The 20781-nt window shown below is 66.8% G+C and carries 20 protein-coding genes; 8 read left to right on the top strand and 12 right to left on the bottom strand.

The window, feature by feature from the left end; translation table 11 throughout:
- Nucleotides 1-77 precede the first annotated feature (77 nt).
- Together ACQR1D_RS04775 and ACQR1D_RS04770 are read right to left on the bottom strand one after the other, a co-directional pair.
- Entirely contained in the window at nt 78-1460 is a 1383-nt protein-coding gene (locus ACQR1D_RS04775) for a tetratricopeptide repeat protein (RefSeq protein WP_434838050.1), read from the bottom strand.
- A gap of 97 nt (nt 1461-1557) precedes the next feature.
- A complete protein-coding gene (locus tag ACQR1D_RS04770; protein ID WP_315804685.1) occupies nt 1558-2307 on the bottom strand; it encodes a tetratricopeptide repeat protein in 750 nt (249 codons plus the stop codon).
- 322 nt (nt 2308-2629) lie between these two features.
- Between ACQR1D_RS04770 and ACQR1D_RS04765 the strand changes: the two genes are divergently transcribed.
- Entirely contained in the window at nt 2630-3400 is a 771-nt protein-coding gene (locus tag ACQR1D_RS04765; RefSeq protein ID WP_434838051.1) for a hypothetical protein, read from the top strand.
- A 112-nt stretch (nt 3401-3512) separates the two neighbouring features.
- On the opposite strand, the gene ACQR1D_RS04760 is transcribed toward ACQR1D_RS04765, so the two are convergent.
- The 5 genes from ACQR1D_RS04760 to ACQR1D_RS04740 all read right to left on the bottom strand — a co-directional run bounded on the left by ACQR1D_RS04760 (nt 3513) and on the right by ACQR1D_RS04740 (nt 8606).
- On the bottom strand, nt 3513-4313 hold the full coding sequence (locus tag ACQR1D_RS04760) for an SDR family NAD(P)-dependent oxidoreductase (RefSeq protein ID WP_315804628.1): 801 nt from the start codon (nt 4311-4313) through the stop codon (nt 3513-3515).
- A gap of 23 nt (nt 4314-4336) precedes the next feature.
- A complete protein-coding gene (locus ACQR1D_RS04755) occupies nt 4337-4711 on the bottom strand; it encodes a DUF1850 domain-containing protein (RefSeq protein ID WP_315804629.1) in 375 nt (124 codons plus the stop codon).
- The gene (locus ACQR1D_RS04750; protein WP_434838204.1) at nt 4708-6801 is read right to left on the bottom strand and encodes a TRAP transporter permease; all 2094 of its coding nucleotides are present in this window, start codon (nt 6799-6801) and stop codon (nt 4708-4710) included. The genes ACQR1D_RS04755 and ACQR1D_RS04750 overlap by 4 nt, the downstream gene beginning before the upstream one ends.
- Before the next feature lie 156 nt (nt 6802-6957).
- Nucleotides 6958-7920: a TAXI family TRAP transporter solute-binding subunit gene (locus tag ACQR1D_RS04745; protein WP_315804630.1), complete on the bottom strand. Its 963-nt coding sequence runs from the start codon at nt 7918-7920 to the stop codon at nt 6958-6960.
- 209 nt (nt 7921-8129) lie between these two features.
- Entirely contained in the window at nt 8130-8606 is a 477-nt protein-coding gene (locus ACQR1D_RS04740) for a hypothetical protein (RefSeq protein WP_315804631.1), read from the bottom strand.
- A gap of 169 nt (nt 8607-8775) precedes the next feature.
- Here ACQR1D_RS04740 and ACQR1D_RS04735 point away from each other — a divergent pair, with 169 nt between their 5' ends.
- On the top strand, nt 8776-9078 hold the full coding sequence (locus ACQR1D_RS04735; protein WP_315804632.1) for a hypothetical protein: 303 nt from the start codon (nt 8776-8778) through the stop codon (nt 9076-9078).
- A gap of 18 nt (nt 9079-9096) precedes the next feature.
- Here ACQR1D_RS04735 and ACQR1D_RS04730 read toward each other — a convergent pair whose 3' ends face one another.
- Both ACQR1D_RS04730 and ACQR1D_RS04725 read right to left on the bottom strand, forming a co-directional pair.
- Nucleotides 9097-10278, bottom strand: a complete 1182-nt coding sequence (locus tag ACQR1D_RS04730) for a hypothetical protein (RefSeq protein ID WP_316218053.1) — start codon at nt 10276-10278, stop codon at nt 9097-9099.
- Nucleotides 10279-10303: 25 nt separating this feature from the next.
- Nucleotides 10304-10933 (bottom strand): NUDIX hydrolase, encoded by a 630-nt coding sequence (locus ACQR1D_RS04725; protein WP_434838052.1) that lies wholly within the window; start codon nt 10931-10933, stop codon nt 10304-10306.
- 81 nt (nt 10934-11014) lie between these two features.
- Here ACQR1D_RS04725 and ACQR1D_RS04720 point away from each other — a divergent pair, with 81 nt between their 5' ends.
- From ACQR1D_RS04720 to ACQR1D_RS04710, 3 genes are all read left to right on the top strand, one after another.
- Nucleotides 11015-11437 (top strand): PaaI family thioesterase, encoded by a 423-nt coding sequence (locus ACQR1D_RS04720; protein WP_315804635.1) that lies wholly within the window; start codon nt 11015-11017, stop codon nt 11435-11437.
- Between the two features lie 232 nt (nt 11438-11669).
- Complete coding sequence (locus tag ACQR1D_RS04715) at nt 11670-12680, top strand: aldo/keto reductase (RefSeq protein WP_316181083.1); 1011 nt, start codon at nt 11670-11672, stop codon at nt 12678-12680.
- A 1-nt stretch (nt 12681) separates the two neighbouring features.
- A complete protein-coding gene (locus ACQR1D_RS04710) occupies nt 12682-14004 on the top strand; it encodes a tetratricopeptide repeat protein (protein ID WP_434838053.1) in 1323 nt (440 codons plus the stop codon).
- Here the strand turns inward: ACQR1D_RS04710 and ACQR1D_RS04705 are convergent.
- Together ACQR1D_RS04705 and ACQR1D_RS04700 are read right to left on the bottom strand one after the other, a co-directional pair.
- The gene (locus ACQR1D_RS04705) at nt 14001-14966 is read right to left on the bottom strand and encodes an NAD(P)-dependent oxidoreductase (protein WP_316181080.1); all 966 of its coding nucleotides are present in this window, start codon (nt 14964-14966) and stop codon (nt 14001-14003) included. The genes ACQR1D_RS04710 and ACQR1D_RS04705 overlap by 4 nt on opposite strands.
- Nucleotides 14967-15153: 187 nt before the next feature.
- Nucleotides 15154-16455 (bottom strand): M24 family metallopeptidase, encoded by a 1302-nt coding sequence (locus ACQR1D_RS04700; protein ID WP_315758877.1) that lies wholly within the window; start codon nt 16453-16455, stop codon nt 15154-15156.
- A gap of 122 nt (nt 16456-16577) precedes the next feature.
- Between ACQR1D_RS04700 and ACQR1D_RS04695 the strand changes: the two genes are divergently transcribed.
- Genes ACQR1D_RS04695 through ACQR1D_RS04685 form a run of 3 tightly spaced genes read left to right on the top strand, consistent with a single transcriptional unit; the run spans nt 16578 to nt 19255 of the window.
- On the top strand, nt 16578-17639 hold the full coding sequence (locus ACQR1D_RS04695) for a LacI family DNA-binding transcriptional regulator (RefSeq protein WP_316181076.1): 1062 nt from the start codon (nt 16578-16580) through the stop codon (nt 17637-17639).
- Between the two features lie 57 nt (nt 17640-17696).
- Nucleotides 17697-18515 carry a CoA transferase subunit A gene (locus ACQR1D_RS04690; protein ID WP_316181075.1) on the top strand — a complete coding sequence of 273 codons (819 nt, stop codon included), beginning with the start codon at nt 17697-17699 and terminating at the stop codon, nt 18513-18515.
- Nucleotides 18512-19255, top strand: coding sequence for a CoA-transferase (locus ACQR1D_RS04685; protein WP_434838054.1), 744 nt, complete (start codon nt 18512-18514; stop codon nt 19253-19255). Before ACQR1D_RS04690 ends, ACQR1D_RS04685 begins: the two co-directional genes overlap by 4 nt.
- Before the next feature lies 1 nt (nt 19256).
- On the opposite strand, the gene ACQR1D_RS04680 is transcribed toward ACQR1D_RS04685, so the two are convergent.
- Nucleotides 19257-20729, bottom strand: a complete 1473-nt coding sequence (locus ACQR1D_RS04680) for an N-acyl-D-amino-acid deacylase family protein (RefSeq protein WP_434838055.1) — start codon at nt 20727-20729, stop codon at nt 19257-19259.
- Nucleotides 20730-20781 lie beyond the last annotated feature (52 nt).

The raw sequence follows: 20781 nt of genomic DNA, 5'->3' as shown, positions 1-20781 counted from the left end.
ACAAAGCGACAGTTCAAGCCGTCATGAATTGATCCAGATCAGGCGCAACCTGGAGTCCGGTCACTTTCCCGGGCGGATCAATGCCCTGCGTCGCGCAGCATGTCCAAACGTCGCTGCAGGGCTAGACGAAGGTCGTAGCCGGGCTTGCCGAACCGGGCATTCCGTTCGGCGATGAAGTCACGCTGTGCGCTGCGCAGTTCGGCCGCAAGGCGACCACGGGACGATTTGAGCCGGCGAGCGTAGCTCTCGGCGATGCCGAGGTCCAGCACCGACAGCTGCGGGTCGGCACAGATGACCTTCTCGACCTCGCGCACGGCGGCGGTGCATTCGAACGACGGCCCGCTGCGCTCCGAAGGCGCATTCAACGGGCGCGGCGGCTCGGCGCCGAACGTCTTGATCTCGGCCAGCATGACGCGCCGGCCGGCGATGGCATTGTCGTTGCCGGGATCCAGCCGCAGCGCCGCCTCGTAATCCGCCAGCGCCTTGGCGCGTTCGCCCATCTTCTTGTACAGCACCGCACGGTTGTTGTAGGCGAGCGCGAAATTCGGATCGATCCGCAGCGCAGCGTCGTAGTCGCCGAGGGCCGCGCCGAGCTCGTTCTTGAACTGATGGGAATCGCCGCGATTGGTGAGGAAATTCGCCCGCTGCTCCATCCGGATCGCCTGGTCATAATCGGCGATCGCCTTGTCGTACTCCTTCATGGCGGCGTAGGTGAGGCCGCGATTGTCGTAATATTCCGACACCTTCGGATCGCGCCGGATCGCCTCGTCGTCATCGGCCAGCGCCTTGTCCATCTGGCCGAGCTTCTTGTAGGCGGCGGCACGGTTGGTGAAAGTGCGGGGACGTTCGGGGTCGAGCCGGATCGCCTCGTCATAGTCGCGCACCGCCTTCTCATTGTCGCCGCGCAGGTAGAAGGCGACGCCGCGGTCGGCATAGGCCTGCGCGAAGTCGCGCTTCAGCCGGATCGCCTGGCCGTAGTCGGCCAGAGCGCGATCGAGACGGCGCTGCTCGGTATAGACAACGCCACGCAGCTCATAGGCTTCGGCGTCATTCGGATCGAGCGAGATCGCCATGCTCAGATCGGCCGCCGCCTTGCCGGCATCGCCACCGGCCTCGCGCATCAGGTCGCCACGCAGCCGGTAGGCGCGCGCATTCTTGCCGTCGAGCGCGATGGCACGGTCGAGGTCCTTCAGGGCCTGGGTCATGCCGCCCGAGGTGCGGGCACGGGCGTCGGCGCGGGCGACCAGGGCGATGGATTGATCCTTGGGCGAACTCGATGCCTGCTCGATTGCGGTCGAGCAGGCGGCAATGAGTTCGGACGGTGGCGCCTTGCTGCCCAAAGCGCATTCGGGGTCCGCAGCGAATGCAGGCTGGGCCCCGAGGCCAAGGACGAGGCCGGCCGCAAGACGCAGCGCGAGGTAGGATGAGCGGGATGAAATCGAATGGATGAAAGCGTGCATCGGCGTGGGCTCGGAATTTCGACTGTTGCGGGTTGAGACGCTGATCTCCCCGTTGTCGTCTCCGGCCGGAACCCGGTTCAAGCGGCCACGCCGATGATCAATAGCCGTCGACGCCGTTCAGCCGCCGCAGGCGGTCCTGCATCGCCTTCTTGAGATCGTAGCCGGGCCTGCCAAAGCCGGCGTTGCGCCGCGCGATGAACGCGTCCTGTTCGCGCTGCAGGGCGCGTGCCGCGGCGGGGCCGGCCGCCTCGCGAACGACGCGGGCCTGCGCGCCGTCGATCTCGCGATCGAGATTGGCGAGCTCCGGATCGGCGCAGATCGCCTTTTCCACGGCGCGCCGCGCCGCGGCGCAATTGAAGCTCGGCCGGCCCGCGACGGCCATCTGCGCGCCCATGCGCTCGAGCTCCACTGCGAGCGCGTGATAGTTGCTGCGGGCGCTGGCGTGATCCGGATTGAGCCGCAGCGCCGCGGCGAAATCGGCCAGCGCCTTCGGACGGTCGCCCTTCTTGCGATGCAGTTCGCCGCGTGCATTGAAGATGCTGGCGAGCGTCGGGTTGAGCTGCAAGGTGACGCCGTAATCGGCGATGGCGCGATCGATCTCACCCCTGGTAATGAAGATCGAGGCGCGCGCGATCAGTGCGTTGATGCGATCGGCCCTCGCGGCCTTGGGATTGTCGATCACGGCGCCGCATTCGGTGAGCACCTTGTCGCCATCGCGCGCCTCCGAGGCCGCCATGCAGGCACCGGCATCCACCGCCGGCTCCTTGCCAGGCTCGGCCGCGCCGACCGCATGGGCCTGGGTCGAAGCCAGCCATCCGAGCGTGACCAGCGCGGCAAGGCGCAGCAGCCCATCCCGGCGACCGGCTGCAGCCCATGAGGAGGCGGATGAGATCAAGGCAGATGGCTCTCTCAGGTGGTGGGCGATCCGGCATGGCACGCGGGGCGTAACCGCCTCTGCGGCGACTTCAACTATACAGCGGCAGCAGCGGGGCGACAGTCCTTTCCTGCAGAAGGCAACCCTTGCGAATGGGGCTCGCGAGCCGATCGCGGCCCCGGCTGAAATGCGCGTGATCGTGCCGCGCATTCCGCTCAAGATGTTGTGGATGCGCGCCCCGGCGACGTCCTCGGTCGTCATTTGAACCTGTTGTGGTTCCCGCAGACACAACCGCATGACTATTCTGACCGACAATTCGCGCGCACGCGGCGTCGTTGCGTCCCCTGCGCGCTATTTCTATTTCAACATGGCTCTGGCCTGCATGGCCATTGCGATCATCGGCTTCGCGCCGACCTACTGGCTGCCACTGGCCCGCGGCTCATTCTCCGGCGCGCCCGTGATTCATTTCCACGGCTTCCTGTTCTTCACCTGGACCTTGTATTTCGCGCTGCAGAGCTGGCTTGCCGCATCCGGACGCACGGCGTGGCACCGCTCGCTCGGCATCTTCGGCGTATCGCTCGCCACGGCGATGACGATCTTTGGCTTCCTCGTTGCTATCGAGGCGATGAAGCGTTCCGCGGCGATGGGGCAGGCCAACGAGGGCACCGCCTTCGCCATCGTGCCGCTCAGCGGCATCGCCTTCTTTGCCGTGGTCTTTACGCTCGCGGTTATCCATCTGCGCCGGCCGGAAACCCACAAGCGGCTGATGCTGCTCGCCGGCATCTCGCTGCTGGACGCCGCCGTGGCGCGCTGGTTCCTGACATTCCTGGCGCCCCCCGGTCCGCTCGGCCCGCCGCCGGTGTTCGTGACGATCCCGCCGGCCTTCGTCGCCTACCTGCTGCTCGTCGTCGCGATCATCCACGACCGCCGCACGTTCGGACGCGTCCACCCGGTCTACATCTATGGCGGACTCGCGCTGATCGCCGTGAAGCTGCTGAACTGGCCGATCAGCGTGACGTCGGCGTGGCACGCGATCGGCGGCAGCATGCTGGCAATGGCGCAATAATCGCGCAGTGTATCGCACCTCGTCATTGCGAGGATCCGCAGGCGACGAAGCAATCCAGAGTCCTTGCTCGGCCCTGGATTGCTTCGCTTCGCTCGCAATGACGCAGAGAGAGTTAGCTCCTGCAGGTCAGCCCGCCATCCACCACAAGCATGGTGCCGGTGACATAGCGCGACTCGTCGGAGGCGAGGAACAAGGCGGCATTGGCGACGTCGAAGGCGTCGCCCATATGTCCCATCGGCACCTGCGCATCCCGCTTCTTCCACATCTCCTCGACATCGCCCTTGGCGTAGCTCGCGGCCAGCCCCGCGGAGTGCTCGACCATCGGCGTCTTCATCAGCCCGGGCAGGATCGCATTGACGCGGACGTGCTTCGGCGCGAACTCGACCGCGGTCGTGCGTGTCATCTGGTTCATCGCCGCCTTGCTGGCGCCATAGCTGACATAGGAAATGCCGACCTGGCGGATCGAGGCCACTGAGGAGATGTTGATGATGGAGCCGCCGCCCTGCCCGATCATCACTGGAATGACGTGCTTCATGGCGAGATAGGCGCTCTTCAGGTTGACCGCGAACACGCGGTCCCATTCCGCTTCATCGACATCGACCACGCTGCCCATCTCGGCAATGCCGACATTGTTGTCGAGCACGTCGATGCGGCCATAGGCGGCAACGCAAGCCTTCACCATCGCCTCGACCTCGACGGCCTTCGAGACATCGGCGGTGAACGCCTCGGCCTGCCCGCCTTCGCCTGAAATGATCGAGGCCGTCTCCGCGGCGGCGTCCTTGTTGCGGTCGACGCAGAACACCTTGGCGCCCTGCCGCGCAAAGGTCACGGCCGTGGCCTTGCCGTTGCCCCAGCCCGGCCCGATCGAGCCCGCACCGACCACCAGCGCCACCTTGCCCCTGAGACGATCCATCGCGTTCTCCCGTCGTTTGTTCGTTATTCGGTACAGGCGCTCATCGTGATCGTCGCGGCGCCGATGTCATGGCCGAAGATGTCCGACAGCGTCCGGCATTGCCCGTCCGCGCAGATGCGCCACTCGCCGGCCGCGCCGGAATTGGCGAGCACGATCCGCGACAGCGGACCCCGCTGGGCCTGCCATTGGAACCAGCCATCGACCAGCCGTGCCTCCGGCGGCGGCTCCATGCCGGCGCCGGAGCCCTTGACGCGGGCCTGCACCAGTTCGAGACCGTCAGGCGTGACGCGCCAGTCCTCCTGCCACGCGGTCTTCTCGACCGAGTGGGTCCAGGCCAAGGTGAAGCCGGCGAGGGCCAGCGCCTTCACCACACCCGATGACGCGAGGCAGAGGCTCAAGCGGAGGCCGCCACGGCAGCCGGCGGCCGCTGCCGCCACTGCCACGCCACGATCACCACCGCCAGTGCAAATCCCAGCATGTCGCTGTAGGGAAATTCGCCAAGCAGGCAGACCGACGCGACAAACGCCAGCAGGCGCTCGACCAGGGTCATGCGCACGTACAGGAAGCCGATCGCCACCATGCCGAACAAGCCGATCGAGATCAGCGCCTTGACGGAGGCATAGGCGACCGCGCCGATGAAGCCGAGTTGCGCCTCCATCGGGTCGCCTGGCTGCAGCATCAGCGCGGGCGAGTAGACGAACAGAAACGGAATGACATAGCCGGCGAGCGCGATCCGCATCGCCTCCCACCCGATCTTGTCGGGATTCTCCTTGGCGATCGGGGCGGCGGCCAGCGCGGCCAGCGCGACCGGTGGTGAAAGATCGGCCATGATGCCGTAGTAGAACGCGAACATGTGGCTCGCGATCAGCGGCACGCCCAGCTTGGCGAGCGCGGGGGCTGCGAGCGCTGCGGTGATGATGTAGGTCGGGATGGTCGGGATGCCGGTGCCGAGCAGGATCGACAGCAGCATGGTCATGATCAGCGCCGCGAACAGGCTGGTCTTGCCGAGGCCGATCACCCAGCTGCCGAAGATCGAGCCGACGCCGGTCTGGGTCATCATGCCGATGATGACGCCGACGATGGCGCAGGCCATGCCGACGGTCAGCGCCGACTTCGCACTTTCCGCCAGAGAATCGCGGCAGGCGTGCAAGGTGCCCATGCCGCCGCGCACGAAGCCGGTGATGACGATGAGCGCGACGACGACGGAGGCGACGGGAATGATCTGCAGGCCGTTGCGCGACAGCGCGCCGACGACGAGCGCGAGCCCGATCCAGAATACGTAGCGCAGCACCTGGTTGGAGAAGCCCATGGTGATCGAGGTGCCCAGGATCAGCGCCACCGTCAGCGCGAGTCCCATCGAGCCCGCATACAGCGGCGTGAAGCCCTCGAACAGCATGTAGACCAGCGCGGCGAGCGGCAGCACGAGATACCAGCGCGCCACCAGCGCCTTCCAGGCGCTCGGGATCTCCGACGTCTTCATGCCGGTCAGGCCGTGCTTGCCGGCCTCCAGGTGCACCATCCAGAACGCCGAGGCGAAATACAGGATCGCCGGGATCACGGCGGCCTTGACGATCACCGAGTAGTCGACGCCCAGCGTCTCGGCCATGATGAAGGCGACCGCGCCCATCACGGGCGGCATGATCTGGCCGCCCATCGACGCGGTGGCCTCGACGCCGGCCGCAAAGGCGCGGCGGTAGCCGAACCGGATCATCAGCGGAATCGTGAACTGGCCGACGGTGACGACATTGGCGACGCCCGAGCCCGAGATCGTGCCCATCATGCCGGAGGCGAACACCGCGACCTTGGCCGGACCGCCGCGGGTGCGACCGAACAGGCCGAGCGAGACGTCGGTGAACAGCTGGATCATGCCGGCATGCTCGAGGAACGAGCCGAACAGGATGAACAGGAAGATGTAGGTCGCCGAGACGTAGATCGGCACGCCGTAGAAGCCCTCGGTGCCAAACGACAGATGCGTGACGATCTGATCGAAATCATAACCGCGATGGTTGAGCGGCGCCGGCAGATACTGGCCGAAGAACCAGTACAACAGGCAGGCGCCGCACATCAGCGGCAGCGCGAGTCCCATCAGCCGGCGCGTGCCCTCGAAGATCAGGACCGCCAGCAGGGTTCCGACCACGAGATCGACGCGGGTCGGATCGCCATCGCGCGCGATCAGGTCGGCGTAGAAGATCCACTGATAGAGGCCGCAAAGGAAGCCGATGGCGCCGATGGTCCAGCCGGCGATGCGCCCCGCATCGGTCCTGGCGGTGAAGTTGCCGATCAGGCCGAAGGTGAGCAGCAGCAGGAAGCCGACATGGACGCCGCGCACGACCTGGCTCGGCAGATAGTTGAAGGCGGCGACATAAAGCTGGAATAGGGCGAACGCGAGACCGATGCCGTAGGCCAGATAGCCCCAGCGGCCGGGACCGAAGCCCTCCGGAAAGCCGTGCTCGAAATTGTCGAACTCGACCTTGACCGGCGTTTCCATGTTCACGGCTTCGATCGTCATGATCCCCCCAACGCGCCCATCAGGCGCTGCTGACCATGGCCGCAATCACCTGAACGACAAGACTGCGCGGAAGGTTTCCCGCGCAGCCGGTTGCGAATGACCCGGCTTGCAAGGCACGCCGGGCGAGCAGCGTCCTTATTTCAGGATGCCCTTTTCCTTGTAGTAGCGGATCGCGCCCGGGTGCAGCGGCACCGGGCTGTCCTGCGCCGCCGTCTCCAGCTTGATCTCCTTGCCGGCGGCGTGCGCATTGGCGAGCTCCGGCAGCGACTCGAAGATCAGCTTGGTCATCTGATAGGCGAGATCGTCTGATACCGCCGAGCTGGTGACGAGATAGTTGATCACGGCCGCGGTCGGCACGTCCTTGTCCTGGCCGGTATAGGTGTTGGCCGGGATGGTCGCCGCGACGAACGGGGGCCCGATCTTGTCGACGACCTCCTTCGGCACCGACACCACGGTGATCGGCGACGAGGTCGACAGATCCTTCAACGATGCGACGCCGAGGCCAGCCGACTGCAAGGTGGCGCCGAGCTGCCGGTTCTTCATCAGGTCGACGGATTCAGCGAAGGGCAGATACTCCACCTTGCCGAGATCCTTGTAGCTCATGCCGGCAGCGGCGAGGATCGCGCGCGAGTTGAGCTCGGTGCCGGACTTCGGCGCGCCGACCGACAGGCTCTTGCCCTTGAGGTCCGCCAGCGTCTTGATGCCGGATTCGGCCGTCGCGACGATCTGGATGTAGTTCGGATAGATCGCGCCGATGGTGCGCAGCTTGTCCAGCTTGGTCTTGAAACCGGCCTCCTCCTCGCCGTTCCAGGCGGCCTTCAGGGAGTCGCCGAGCGCGAAGGCGAGCTCGCCGCGTCCCTGCTGCAGCAGGATCAGGTTCTCGACCGAGGCCTTGGTCGCCTGCACCTGGGTTTTCACATTGGGGATCTTGTCGCCGTAGATCTTCCCGATGGCGACGCCGAGCGGATAGTAGACGCCCGACGTGCCGCCGGTGAGCACGTTGATGAAGCTCTGTGCCTGCGCCGCCGGCGCCGCGAGCATGCAGGCGGCCGCCAGAATGAAACCGGTTGCAGTGCCAGAGATTTTCGAGAAACGCATGGATCCTCCCATTGATTTTGCCGCAAATTGGACGGCTGCGGGCGCGGGGTCAACCCATCCGAAAGACTGGCGCACCAGCCTCTCCCGCTCCCACGGCGCGAGGCCGGGACCGATGCGCCCCCGCGTTCAATCTTACATTGACAGTAACACCAGCTTGAACCGCAGGTGCAGCCCAGAGCGGCGGGCTGCCTCCCTCGCAAGGCCGCCGCTCATTGGAACGTCATGTCGACGCACTTGGAGATGTCCGAGCCGAGCCCGGACGAGATCGTCATGCAGCCGCGCACTTTCTGCTGGGTCGTATCCGCCACCCAGATCGAATAGCCGCCATTGCCGAAGAAGGAGTTGGTGTTCGCCGGCTCGGTCTCGGTGGCATCGAACTCGTATTTGGAATCGGTGTCGAACACGCGCGGCTTCCTGGTGCAGCCGCCGTCGGTCTGGACGTTGATGACCTCCTTGTTGTCCCGGGTCAGCGACAGTGAGACCTGGCAGCGGAAATATTCCGAGGTCTTCACGTTGAAGAGGTAGGCGTAGGACTTGCAAACGGCCGTATTGAGCTTGCCGGCGGAGAGACCGCGGCTGCAGGCGATGCGCTGGTTGTTGGACAGCTTGAAGTCGTCGGCCCGGGCGGATGCCAACGTCACCAGCGACAACGCCGCAACCCAACCGATCTTCGTGACGAGGCTCATCCGAATCATCCCCAAAGTGTTTTCTTGGCCTATGTTTCTAAACCACGCTGCAGGATAATCGCGAGATCGGCGAATGGAAAATCCGCCAACGATCACCGCGCTGCGACGGGGCCACGATGATGCCAACGCGTTCGCGATTTGTTCGAGACGACATCGATTGGAGGAGGACATGAAGAGCCCGTTTCTGAAAGCCCTGATCGCCCTGGGGGCGCTCGGCGCACTGACCAGCGTGAGCTGCGCCGCACCGCCGGAGCCGTGGGAGCTGAAGCCCGACATGGGTTACGCCTATGGCAAGGACGGCAAGACGCTCGCCTACAAGATGGGCACCAAGAACGCCGACATGCTGCTCAAGGGTGCCAAGAAGGTGCCGAAGGGCACGCTGTTCTTCGTCGGCCAGAACGGTCAGCTCTACATGCGGACCGCCCCCTATCTCGACGGCGACGGCAGCTTCTCGTTCGGCGCGGATGAGTAGAGGCGAGCGCGCGCAGCCTCAGAACGCGGCCGCCAGCTCCTTGGCGCCGGGCAGGCTGCTGAGCGAGTCCATCCTGGAATCCGTCACCGCAAGCAGCTTCGCCACAGTGTTGTGGCGAACGGCGACCGGATTGCGCTCATAGCCGCCGCGCTGGAAGAAGTTGGCGGTCGGAACCTGATCGCGCATCTCGAGCGGCATCGTCACCATGTCGAAGCCCGTGCCGTCGCCGGTGAGATTCATCATTTCGAGCTCGGCGGCCGAAAGCGGCCTCGTGTAGCCCTTGGCGCGTGCGAACAGCACCGACGTCAGTAGCTTGTGCGTCTGCAGCATCGGCCCGACGTCGATGTCGAGCACCATCGCGTGCATGGCCCAGCCCTGCGGCGTGTTGCCGATCTTCTCATGCGCCGACCAGTCGTCCGGTACGGAGCGCGCGATTGCGACCATCTTCTTCAGGACCGCGAGCTTGTGCTCCATCGCGCCGCGTGCCGGCCCGGACGTCCGCGCCACGCGTTCACCGAGCAGGCGGATGAACAGCGGACCCTGCTCGGCGAGCAGCTCGACGCTGTTGGTGGTCAAGAGCTGATTGTAGCCGATCGCCGTCGAGATCGCGCGGTTGCCCTTGAAGCCCGATTGCGAGTCGTGCTTGCCGTTGCCGCCGGTCTCGAAGGCATAGACGCGCACCGCCTGCTCGCGAGTCAGTCCCGACGCCGCGGCGAAGCGCGCATAGGCGCGCTTGAAATCGATGTCGCTGGCGGGGCGCTGCGGCGACCATTGGAAATGCTCCTGTGCCGCCTTCACGAGGTCGGCGACCACAGGGATGTATTTGCGCTCGCGCGGCTCGCCCTCAGGTTCCGGCTCGGGATTCACCGGCCGCTTCGGCCCGGTGTAGACCGGCGGCTGCTCCAGCACATAGTCGTCGAGCCCGATCGGCTGACGATCGCGGCGCTTGGCATTGCGCGCACGGCGCTTGTCGGCGATCGCCTTCCAATAGGCGCCCGCCTCCTGGTCGAACTCCGCGCGCGCCTGCTGATATTCGGCGAGTTTGCGCCGATACTCCGCAATCGCGGCGGGCGATGCCATCTGCGCCAAAGCTTCGCGCGGGGCGACCGGTGCGCCGGGTTCCGCGGCCAGCAGAGGCGGCGCGCCGGACCCGGCGCAGGCGACAATCAGGACAAGCGTGCGAATCGGCTGATGAAGCATGCCGCCCTTGTAGCCGAAACGGCGGCTACTTCCAGGCAAACACCGGCTGTTCCAGCTCATGCACCCGGGTGTCGCGGCCGGACAGCACCTCCCGGAACTGATAGATCAGCGCCGCGGTGGGTGCGTGAATGAGGCCCTCGCGGGCGTGAAACCGGATGACGCGCCGCGTGCTCTCGGGGATCGCGGTGAAATCGAACGCGTCATCCGCCGTGATCGTGTCGAGGCCGATCCGGTGCACCGACGCGACCTCGTCCGGATTCGGCCGCAGCGTGCGGCCATTGGCCGCCCATACGACGACGGGGGTAATCAGATAGCCCGACCGTGTCGGATAGTCGTCGAGCATGCCCAGCACCGCATCCGGCGCCAGGCTCAGCCCAAGCTCTTCCGCGAGCTCGCGGAGGGCGGCCTCGACCGTCGTCTCGCCGGCATCGCAGCGTCCGCCCGGCAGCGCCCATTGCCCGCCATGGCTGCGCAGCCCTGCAGCACGCAGCGTGAGCAGCAGCGCCGTGTTGCCGGTCTCGTGGTGGGGCGCCAGCGCGATCACCACCGCCGCGCGCTTCAGCGAGGCCGCCCCCGCAGTCGCCTCCAGCCGCACGAAACCGGCACAGCAGCCTGCGATTTTCCGCCTCGTGGCATCGTCGAACGGCATGGGCATGCAGCTTGACTACACCAGGCCAGCGACGGATGAAACGATCTGCGAGCCGGATTTCGGGCGCGACAGGAAAGGTCTTCAGCGATGACGAAATCAGCCGCGGCCAGGATGACGTCCGACGGCTGGGAGATCGTCGACACCTCGGGCTTCCTGCACCTGATCGGCCCGCTGTGGCAGCGCGTCGTCGACGGCGCCCATGAATACGCCATCGTCACCGAGGACAAGCATCACAACCGCCGCGGCCTGGTCCAGGGCGGCGTGATCATGACGCTGGCGGACCGCAGTTGCGGCATGATGGCCCGCCATGCCGCGGGCAAGGAGCACATGGCGACGATCCAGTTCGACACGCATTTCGTCGAGTCCGGCAAGATCGGCGAGACCCTGGTGTCGCGGCCGCATGTGGTGCGGATCACCCGCAGCCTGGTGTTCATCACCACCGAGGTGACGGCCGGGCATCGCGTGATCGCGATGGCGTCGGGCGTGTTCAAGATCCTGAAAAGCGAGTGAGAGCCCTACTCTCTCCGCCGTCATTGCGAGGAGCGCAGCGACGACGCGTCCGCCGAAGCCGATCGGGCGAAGGCGGAAGCAATCCAGAGTCCCGCCCCGGCTCTGGATTGCTTCGCGGAGCCTGTCATCGGGCCGCGCATCCGCGCGGACCCGGTGGCTCGCAATGACGCGCAGAGAGAGCTATCGTATCCACTCCGTCCGCGGGCGGTGATGGTTTGGAAATGAGGCAAGAATGCAATATCGCCAGCTCGGCCGTTCCGGCCTGAAAGTGTCGCCGATCTGCCTGGGCACGATGATGTTCGGAGGTCCCACCGACGAGCCGACATCGGCCCGCATCATCGCCAAGGCGCGTGACGCCGGCGTCAACTTCATCGACACTGCGGATGCCTACAACAAGGGCGCGTCGGAGGAGGTGGTCGGCCGCACCATCGCGCGCGAGCGCGACCGCTGGATCGTCGCCACCAAGCTCGCCAACCCGATGGGCGACGATCCGAACCGCGCCGGCCTGTCGCGGCGCTGGGTAATGCAGGCCGCGGACGAAAGCCTGCGGCGGCTCGGCACCGGGCATATCGACATCTACTATTTGCACAAGGAGGACCACGCGACGCCGCTGGAGGAGACCGTGCGCGCCGTTGGCGACCTCATGCGCGCCGGCAAGATCCGGTATTTCGGCGTCTCCAACTACCGCGCCTGGCGGCTCGCCGAGATCTGCAATCTCTGCGACGGCATGGGCATCGACCGTCCTGTCGTCAGCCAGCCCTACTACAACGCGATGAACCGGATGCCCGAGGTCGAGCACTTGCCGGCCTGCGGCTATTACGGCCTCGGCGTCGTGCCTTACAGCCCGCTGGCGCGCGGCGTGCTCACCGGCAAGTACAGCCCCGATGCGCCGCCGGACAAGGAGACCCGCGCCGGCCGCAACGACACCAGGATGATGCAGACCGAGTGGCGGCCCGAATCGCTGAAGCTGGCGCAGGAGATCAAGCGCCACGCCGAGACGAAGGGCTTCACGCCGGGGCAGTTCGCCGTGTCCTGGGTGCTCAACTCCGCCTTCATCAGCTCGGTGATCGCGGGTCCGCGCACCGAGGCGCAATGGGACGACTACATCCGCGCGCTCGACTATCCCTTCGCCGCCGACGACGAGGCGCTGATCGACCGGCTGGTCGTGACCGGTCACGCTTCGACGCCCGGCTACAACGATCCGGCCTATCCGATCGAGGGCCGCAGGCCGCGGGTGGGCTGAGATGGAGGAGGATCGCTACGGCCTGCCCCTGTCGACCGCCTCCACTGATGCGGCCGCGGCCTATCGCGAGGGCGTCGACCTGCTGCTCGCCTTCTGGCCCAGCGCGGCAGATGCGTTCGAGCGGGCGATCATGCTCGATCCGGATTTCGCGCTGGCGCACGCCGCCCGCGCGCGCATTCATGCCATCTATATGCAGCGCGAGGCGGCGCTGCAGACCATCAAGCGCGCCCGCGACCTCGTCGCCAGGCGCGGCACGCCGCGCGAGCAGAGCCATGTCGCGACCCTGGTGCTCGCCATCGAGGGCCGCGGCACCGACGCGCTCGACGCGACCTTGGCCCATCTGGAAGGCTGGCCGCGTGACGCCATGATCATGGCGCTGCCGCTCGGCGCCTTCGGCCTGCTGGCCTTTTCCGGTCGCAGAGATCACGACGCCGCCCGACGCGAGCTGTGCGACCGGTTTGCCGCCGCCTATGGCGAGGACTGGTGGTTCCTATCGAACCACGGCTGGGCGCTCACCGAGGCCGGTGATATCGCGCAGGGACGCGCCGTCACCGAGCGCAGCTTCGCGTTGCGCCGGCACAACGCTTATGCCGTGCATGCGCTGCTTCATGCGATGTTCGAGGCTGGTGCGCTGGACGAGGCCGATGCGCTCGTCGAGGGGTGGATCGGCGACTACGATCGCACCGGGATGCTGCACGGTCATATCTGCTGGCACCAGGCGCTCGGCGCCCTGGACCGCGGCGATGCCGCCGGGGCACTCAAAGTCTACACCGACGTGCTGGTACCGACGATGGACACCGCGCCGCCGCTCAACACGCTGTCGGACTGCGCCTCGCTGCTGTGGCGACTGCTGGCGGAGAACTACACCGTGCCGGGTGGCGCTTGGGCCGAGGTGGCGGCCTATGCCAGCCCCCGTTTCACGGGCTCGACGCTCGCCTTCATCGAGATGCACCTGGTGATGATCGCTGCGGCCACCGATGATACCGCGGCGCTCAAGGGCCGTCTCGCCGCGATCGAGCGGCGGCAGACCGAAGGCACGCTGCCGGCGGGCCGCATCGTGCCGCACATGCTGCGGGCGCTGCGCGCCTTCGCCGAAGAGAATTGGCGCGCCTGCGCGCGTGAGCTCACCCCTGTCATCGGCGACCTCGCCCGCATCGGCGGCAGCCACGCCCAGCGCGAGGTGATCGAGGACACCTACATCCTGTCCCTGATCCGCAGCGGCGCGCTGACCCAGGCCCGCGAGGTGCTCGACACCCGCCTGCACCGCCGGCCGTCGGCGCGCGACACGCGCTGGCGGGCCCTCACGACCCCTGCGCCTGCTTAGCCCTCGGTTTCCAGCCCGGTCGGCATCGGCACGTTTTCCGGCTGCAGCTTGAGACCGGCGGCGAGCGCCACCGTCTCCAGCAGCGCCGCAAAATCCTTCTCCAGATAAGCGGCCGGGTCCGATTGCAGCGAGGCGGCGCCGACATGGGCCTGCAGCGCCTCGCGCGTCGCCGCCGTCACCGGCATGGCGACGTCGAGCTGGCGCGCCGCCGACAGGCCGAGATCGAGATCCTTGCGCAAGAGCGGCGGCGTGAAGGTCGTGGTCCAATCGAGATTGACCAGCGCGTTGCTCTTGTACTTCGTGAAGGTCGAGCCCATCACGCTGGCATTCATGAAGTTGAGAAAGGCATGGCGCGGCACGCCGGCCTTCTGCGCCAGGATGGTGATCTCGGCGAGGTTCTGGATCACGACGCCGAGGAACACGTTGTGCGCGATCTTGCAGATGCGCGCGAGCTCGCCCTCGCCGACATAGGACACGCCGGAGACGGCGATCTTGGCGAGATACGGCTCGATCGTATCGAACGCGGCCTTGGGGCCGGAGACGACCGACGACAGCTTGCCGGCCTTGACGCATTTGCCATTGCCGGACACCGGCGCGCGAACGAACTCGCAACCGAGCTGATTCAGCTTGGCGGCGATCGCCTCCGACTGCTCGATACCGATCGAGGAGCAGTCCACCAGGATCTGGGGACGCGATCCAGAACTTGCGGCCACCAGGCCGTGGTCGCCGAAATACACCTGCTCGAGATCCTTGCCGGTCGACACCATCGTGAACACGATGTCGCACGCGGCGAGATCGCGGGGATGATCGACGATGACGCCGCCTTTCGCCGCCAGCGGCTCGGCCTTGGCGCGGGTGCGATTGTAGATCGACACCTTGTGGCCGGCCTTGAGCAGGCGCTCAGCCATCGGATAGCCCATGCGCCCCATGCCGATCCAGCCGAGCGAATGCGTCGCGGTCATCGTCCTCTCCTCGTTACTGATCACAGTCTTCGTCATTGCGAGGAGCGAAGCGACGAAGCAATCCAGAGTCACGACTCCCGCCCTGGATTGCTTCCGCCTTCGCTCTTCGAGCTACGGCGGACACGTCGCTTCGCTCGCAATGACGAAAATCACAAAGATCGCTCTATTGGGCGCATTGCCCATCCGCTCAGTAGCGGTTGGCGATCGGCAGCTCTTCCGCAGGAAACAGCGTGATCACCTGGCAGCCCTTGTCGGTGACCACGACCTCCTCCTCGATCCGCGCAGCCGAGAAGCCGTCGGTCGCCGGACAGTAGGTCTCGAGCGCGAACACCATGCCGGTCTTGATCTCCATCGGATTGTCCAGCGAGACCAGCCGGGAGATGATCGGACGCTCATGCAGCGCAAGTCCAAGTCCATGGCCGAACTGCAAGCCGAAGGCCGCCATCTCCGAGGGAAAGCCGAACTCCTCGGCCTTTGGCCAGACCTTGGCGACGGTGTCGGTCGAGACGCCCGGCTTGATCAGCGCGATCGCATTGTCGAGCCATTCGCGGCACTGCTTGTAGGCATCGTGCTGCGCCGGCGTGGCGCGGCCGACGTTGAAGGTGCGGTAGTAGCAGGTCCGGTAGCCCTGATAGGACTGCAGGATGTCGAAGAACGCCTGGTCGCCCGGACGCAGGATGCGGTCGGTGAAATTGTGCGGATGCGGATTGCAGCGCTCGCCGGAGATGGCATTGATCGCCTCGACGTCGTCGGAGCCCATCTCGTAGAGCATCTTGTTGGCGAGCGCGACGATGTCGTTCTCGCGCACGCCCGGCTTCAGGTGCTCGTAGATCGAATGATAGACACCGTCGACCATGGCCGCGGCCTGATTCAACAGCATGATCTCGTCGATGTTCTTGATCTCGCGCGCGTCCAGCATGACCTGCTGGCCGTCGACCACCTTCATGCCGGCCTTCTGCAACTCGAAGAACATCGCGGTCTCGGCGAGGTCGACGCCGACCGGCATGTCGGCAACGCCGGCTGCGCGCAAAAGGCTCATCACCTCCTCGGCATGCGCCTTCATCAGCCCGACCGCCGGCGGCACGGTGCCGCGCATGCCGAGCATGCCGGCGCGGCAGTTCTCAGGCGCCAGCCAGTCGCAGAACAGACGATGGTGGACGGCTGCCGAACCGAAATCCCACACGATCGGCTCGCCGTCGCCGGCCAGCAGCGCGAAACGGCACAGCTTGTCGCGCTCCCATTCGCCGATCTTGGTGCCGGACACGTAGCGAATGTTGTTGACGTCGAACAGCAGCAGCGCACCATAGCCCGACGCCTTCAGCGCTGCGCGCGCCCGCGCCAGCCGGTAGCGCCGCAACCTGTCGAAATCGACGCGGCGCTCGAAATCCACCGAGACATGGCCATGCGACGGAATCGCCCGCCCCCAGCGCCAATGCGGATCGAGATGCTCCGGGCTGACCAGATGCGGCTTCAACGCGCTGGCTGTCATGTGGGCGTTTCCCATTGTGCTATTGCAATCGATTGCAGAGCCGGGTTTATTGCATGCACGCAAAATGTGTCAAGGTACCGCGCGATCAAAACGTCGTTGCGCTGCGGCATCAGGGAGCGGAGATGAAAAGGACGTCGCCATCGACAAGGAGCCCGCGCGCAGCGGCGTCCTCACGTCCGACGATCAAGGATGTCGCGGCGCGCTGCGACGTGCATCCCTCCACGGTGTCGCGCGCGCTCAGCCCGGCCATGAAGCATCTGGTGGCGGGCGATGTCGTGGAGCGGATCCAGGCCGCCGCCAACGCGCTCGGCTATCGGCTGAACATGGCCGCCAAGGGCCTGCGCACCGGGCGCAGCGGCCTGATCGGTGTGCTCGCGCCCGATATCGCCGATCCCGGCTTCCCGCCCGTGCTGTCCGGCATCGCCGATCATCTCAACGCCGAGGGTTATGCGACGATCGTCGTCGACGTCGGCAGCAAGGGCTCGGAGCAGGATCTGGTCGACCGGCTGATTGCCCGCGGCGTCGACGGTCTGGTGCTGGCGACGGTGAGCCTGCGCGACGATGTCGTGAAGCACTGCCTGGACGCGGCGCTCCCTGTTGTGCTGGTCAATCGCGTCGATGCCGCCGGACTGCTGCCGTCGGCTGCCAGCGACGATGCCGCCGGCATGCGTCTCGCCGTCCAGCATCTCGTCGCGCTCGGCCACCGCCGCATCGGTCACGTCGCGGGCCCGCAGCACATCTCGACCGGCGCGCGCCGCCGCGCCGGCTTCGAGGCCAGCATCGCGGCTGCGGGACTGTCCGCCCGCCATGCGCCGGTCGAAGCCGTCGAAGCCTATACGCGGGCTGCGGGTCGCGAGGCTGCGCTGCGCCTGCTCGCGCGGCGGACGCGCCCAACCGCCATCGTCGCCGCCAATGACCTGCTGGCGCTCGGCGTCTATGACGCGCTCGCCGCGCGCGGCCTCGCCTGCCCCGGCGATGTCTCCGTGGTCGGCCACAACGACATGCCGTTCGTCGACATGGTCGCGCCGCCGCTGACCACGGTGCGGATCGCCCAGCGCGACATGGGCGAAGCCGCGGCGCGGCTGCTGCTCGACCGCCTTGCCGGGCGCGAGGCCGTGACCGACCACATCGTACTGGCGCCGGAGCTCATCATCCGCGGCTCGACGATCGCATACGCGCACTGACAGACCCGCGGCCCATCGCTACACTCGGCGGCCAAGCAACAACGGGAGGATAAGCCGATGACGGAGATGGTCGGCCTGGAGGCGCTCGTCGCATCAATCGCATCGGGGCAATCGATCGCGATCCCGGTCGACCGTGCCGGCGTCTCGATGGCGGCAACAGCGGCCATGATCGAGGCCGGCCTCACCGGGCTGCATCTCGTCTGCGTACCGATATCAGGCCTGCAGGCCGATCTGCTGATCGGCGCCGGCGTGGCCACGGTGGTGGAAACCAGCGCCGTCTCGCTCGGCGAGGCCGGCGGCGCACCGCGCTTCGTCGCGGCCGTGCGCGACGGCAGCATCATCTTGCGCGACGCCACCTGCCCTGCGATCCATGCCGGCCTGCTGGCCGGGCAGAAGGGCGTGCCGTTCATGCCGATCGCCGGCATCATCGGCAGCGACCTGTTGCGGGTCCGCCCCGACTGGAAGGTGATCGACAGTCCAATCGGCGAGCCCGGCAAGGTCGTCGTGGTGCCGGCGATCACGCCCGACGTGGCGCTGTTCCACGCGCCCGAGGCGGACCGCTTCGGCAACGTCCGCATCGGCCGCTACCGTGAGCTGGCGACCATGGCCTATGCGGCGAAGCGCACGCTGGTCACCGTCGAGCGCATCGTCGATCGCGATCTGATGGCGACCGAAGACTCGGCCGCCGGCGTGCTGCCGGCGCTCTATGTCGATGCCATCGCGGTCGCCGAAAACGGCGCCTGGCCACTGCCGCTGTGGGACGAATACGAGACCGATGGCGCGGAGCTTTCGCGCTACGCCGCGATGGCGCGTACGGACGAAGGCTTTCGCACCTATCTTTCCGCCTTCCTGAGCCGCAGCAAGGAGGTGGCATGACCATGCACGACGAGCGCGCGCGCAAGGAACTGCTGATCACCGTCATCGCCGACCTGCTCGACGGCGTCCGCCACGTCGCCGTCGGCGCCTCGTCGCCGATCCCGGCGGCCGGCGCGATGCTGCTGCGCGCACGCAACGCGCAAAGGGGCAAGCCGCCGGTCCGCATCTCGATCCTCGGCTCCAGCCGGCACAATTTCTTCACCAATGGCGGCGTCGAGCTGTTCGACTGCGCCGCGCAGGGCCGCGTCGACGCGTTCTTTCTCGGCGGCGGCCAGATCGACGGTGCCGGGAATATCAACCTGGTCGGCACCGGCGACTATCCGCGGATGGACGTACGCTGGCCGGGCTCGTTCGGCTCGGCCTATCTCTATCATCTCATCCCGCGGGTGATCCTGTTTCGCGAGGAGCATTCGCCGCGCGTGCTGGTGCCGAAGGTGGACTTCGTCAGCGCCGCCGCGACCACGCCGGAGGTGAAGCGGCGCGGCGGCCCGCACGCGCTGCTGACCAACCTGGCGCTGTTCGATTTCGACCGCGAGCGCGGCGGCTTCCGGCTGCGCTCGGTGCATCCCGGCTACACGGCCGAGGATGTGCGCGATCGCACCGGGTTCGACTACGCGGCGCCGGAACTCGTGCCGGCGACGGCCGCCCCCGATCGCGCCACGGTCGAGCTGATCCGCGGCCGGATCCGCGACGAGCTCGCGGAATGCTACCCGGAATTCGCGCGCGCGATGGCCGCGTAGCTCACTGCAGCGCGCCGCGGGTGATCACCTGCCCCGCATGCGCCTTCTGATGCGCGCCCTGCCACCAGGTCAGCGCGCCATTGACGATGACGGCCTCGATGCCGGCGGCCGGCACGCAGGGGGCATCATAGGTCGCGCTGTCGCGCACGCTGGCCGCATCGAAGATCGTGATGTCGGCATGGTTGCCGACCGCGAGCGTGCCGCGTCCCTTGATGCCGAAATTCCGCGCCGTCAGCCCGCTCATCTTCCACACCGCGGTTTCCAGCGAGAACAGCTCGAGCTCGCGGCAGTAGTAGCCGAGCACACGCGGGAACGTGCCCCAGAGCCGCGGATGCGGACGCTCGCCGAACGGCAGGCCGTCGGAGCCGATCATGGTCGGCTCGTAGGCGAGGATGGTCTGCACGTCGGCCTCGTCCATCGCGAAGTAGATCGCCGACGCCGGCTGCAGCCGCTTCGCGGCTTCGAGCCGGTCGACGCCCCAATCGGCGGCGATGTCGGCGAGATCGCGCCCCGCCACGTCCGGATGGGGTCCGGAGGCCGCGACGACGACCTTGACCTGCAGCTTGGCCGGATCGGTATGCAGCATGGTCGAGGAGGCGTTGTAGGGATAGCAGTCGAGCGCGACGCACTGGCAGCTCATCGCCTTGGTGATCAGCGGCAGCGTCTCCCTGGTGCGGCCGAAATTGGCAGGGCCCACCACCTTGTGATGCGAGATCACGACCTGGACGTCGAGCGCCTTGCCGATGGCGAAGCTTTCCTCCAGCGATTGGATGACCTCGTTCGCCTCGTTGCGCATATGCGTCGCATACACGCCGCCGCTGCCGGTGAGCGGACGGCAGACCTCGATGATCTCCTCGGTCGGCGCCGCCTCCGCCGGCGGATAGAACGTCCCGGTCGAGACGCCGATGGCGCCGGCGTCGAGCGCCTCCTGCACATGCGCGCGCATCTCGGCGATCTCCACGTCCGTCGCGGCCCGACCGAGATCGCTCACGACCGAGGCGCGCAGCGCGGTGTGGCCGACCATCGGCGCGACGTTGACCGCAGCCGGCGCCGCGCGCAACGCGGCGACGTAGTCGGCGAACGCGGCATACTCGACCACCTGTCCCTCGCTTGGCGATAGCAGGCCGAGCGGCATCGGCCGCGGCGAGCCCGGCTTCAGCGGCGCGATGCTGACGCCGCAATTGCCGGTCACGACGGAGGTCACGCCCTGCGAGACCTTGCAGGTCATGTCGGGATCGACCAGCACGGCGCTGTCGTCATGGGTGTGGGAGTCGATGAAGCCCGGCGCAACGATGAGGCCGGAGGCGTCGATCACGCGCGTGGCCTTCCGGCCGTCAAGCCCGCCGATGGCGACGATGCGGCCATCCTTGATGCCGACATCAGCCTCGAAGCGTGGCGCACGCGTGCCGTCGATGACGGTGCCGCCGCGGATGATCAGGTCGAAGGACACGGACGAAGGCTGGTTGTCGGTCATGAAATCTCGCGCGGAATGGTAGGAAGCCGCGAGACTATCCGCGAGCCGCGCC

Source organism: Bradyrhizobium sp. HKCCYLRH2047, from assembly GCF_051168175.1.
Classification (GTDB): domain Bacteria; phylum Pseudomonadota; class Alphaproteobacteria; order Rhizobiales; family Xanthobacteraceae; genus Bradyrhizobium.
The sequence above is the reverse complement of the archived record's forward strand: the minus strand, read 5'-3'. Positions and strand labels throughout refer to the sequence as shown.

Excerpts from the sequence above, each read along its gene's own strand:
- ACQR1D_RS04775 (WP_434838050.1), bottom strand. The coding sequence starts at position 1,460 with ATGCACGCTTTCATCCATTCGATTTCATCCCGCTCATCCTACCTCGCG.
- ACQR1D_RS04765 (WP_434838051.1), top strand. The coding sequence starts at position 2,630 with ATGACTATTCTGACCGACAATTCGCGCGCACGCGGCGTCGTTGCGTCC.
- ACQR1D_RS04760 (WP_315804628.1), bottom strand. The coding sequence starts at position 4,313 with ATGGATCGTCTCAGGGGCAAGGTGGCGCTGGTGGTCGGTGCGGGCTCG.
- ACQR1D_RS04750 (WP_434838204.1), bottom strand. The coding sequence starts at position 6,801 with ATGGAAACGCCGGTCAAGGTCGAGTTCGACAATTTCGAGCACGGCTTT.
- ACQR1D_RS04745 (WP_315804630.1), bottom strand. The coding sequence starts at position 7,920 with ATGCGTTTCTCGAAAATCTCTGGCACTGCAACCGGTTTCATTCTGGCG.
- ACQR1D_RS04740 (WP_315804631.1), bottom strand. The coding sequence starts at position 8,606 with ATGAGCCTCGTCACGAAGATCGGTTGGGTTGCGGCGTTGTCGCTGGTG.
- ACQR1D_RS04735 (WP_315804632.1), top strand. The coding sequence starts at position 8,776 with ATGAAGAGCCCGTTTCTGAAAGCCCTGATCGCCCTGGGGGCGCTCGGC.
- ACQR1D_RS04730 (WP_316218053.1), bottom strand. The coding sequence starts at position 10,278 with ATGCTTCATCAGCCGATTCGCACGCTTGTCCTGATTGTCGCCTGCGCC.
- ACQR1D_RS04725 (WP_434838052.1), bottom strand. The coding sequence starts at position 10,933 with ATGCCCATGCCGTTCGACGATGCCACGAGGCGGAAAATCGCAGGCTGC.
- ACQR1D_RS04720 (WP_315804635.1), top strand. The coding sequence starts at position 11,015 with ATGACGAAATCAGCCGCGGCCAGGATGACGTCCGACGGCTGGGAGATC.
- ACQR1D_RS04715 (WP_316181083.1), top strand. The coding sequence starts at position 11,670 with ATGCAATATCGCCAGCTCGGCCGTTCCGGCCTGAAAGTGTCGCCGATC.
- ACQR1D_RS04710 (WP_434838053.1), top strand. The coding sequence starts at position 12,682 with ATGGAGGAGGATCGCTACGGCCTGCCCCTGTCGACCGCCTCCACTGAT.
- ACQR1D_RS04705 (WP_316181080.1), bottom strand. The coding sequence starts at position 14,966 with ATGACCGCGACGCATTCGCTCGGCTGGATCGGCATGGGGCGCATGGGC.
- ACQR1D_RS04700 (WP_315758877.1), bottom strand. The coding sequence starts at position 16,455 with ATGACAGCCAGCGCGTTGAAGCCGCATCTGGTCAGCCCGGAGCATCTC.
- ACQR1D_RS04695 (WP_316181076.1), top strand. The coding sequence starts at position 16,578 with ATGAAAAGGACGTCGCCATCGACAAGGAGCCCGCGCGCAGCGGCGTCC.
- ACQR1D_RS04690 (WP_316181075.1), top strand. The coding sequence starts at position 17,697 with ATGACGGAGATGGTCGGCCTGGAGGCGCTCGTCGCATCAATCGCATCG.
- ACQR1D_RS04685 (WP_434838054.1), top strand. The coding sequence starts at position 18,512 with ATGACCATGCACGACGAGCGCGCGCGCAAGGAACTGCTGATCACCGTC.
- ACQR1D_RS04680 (WP_434838055.1), bottom strand. The coding sequence starts at position 20,729 with ATGACCGACAACCAGCCTTCGTCCGTGTCCTTCGACCTGATCATCCGC.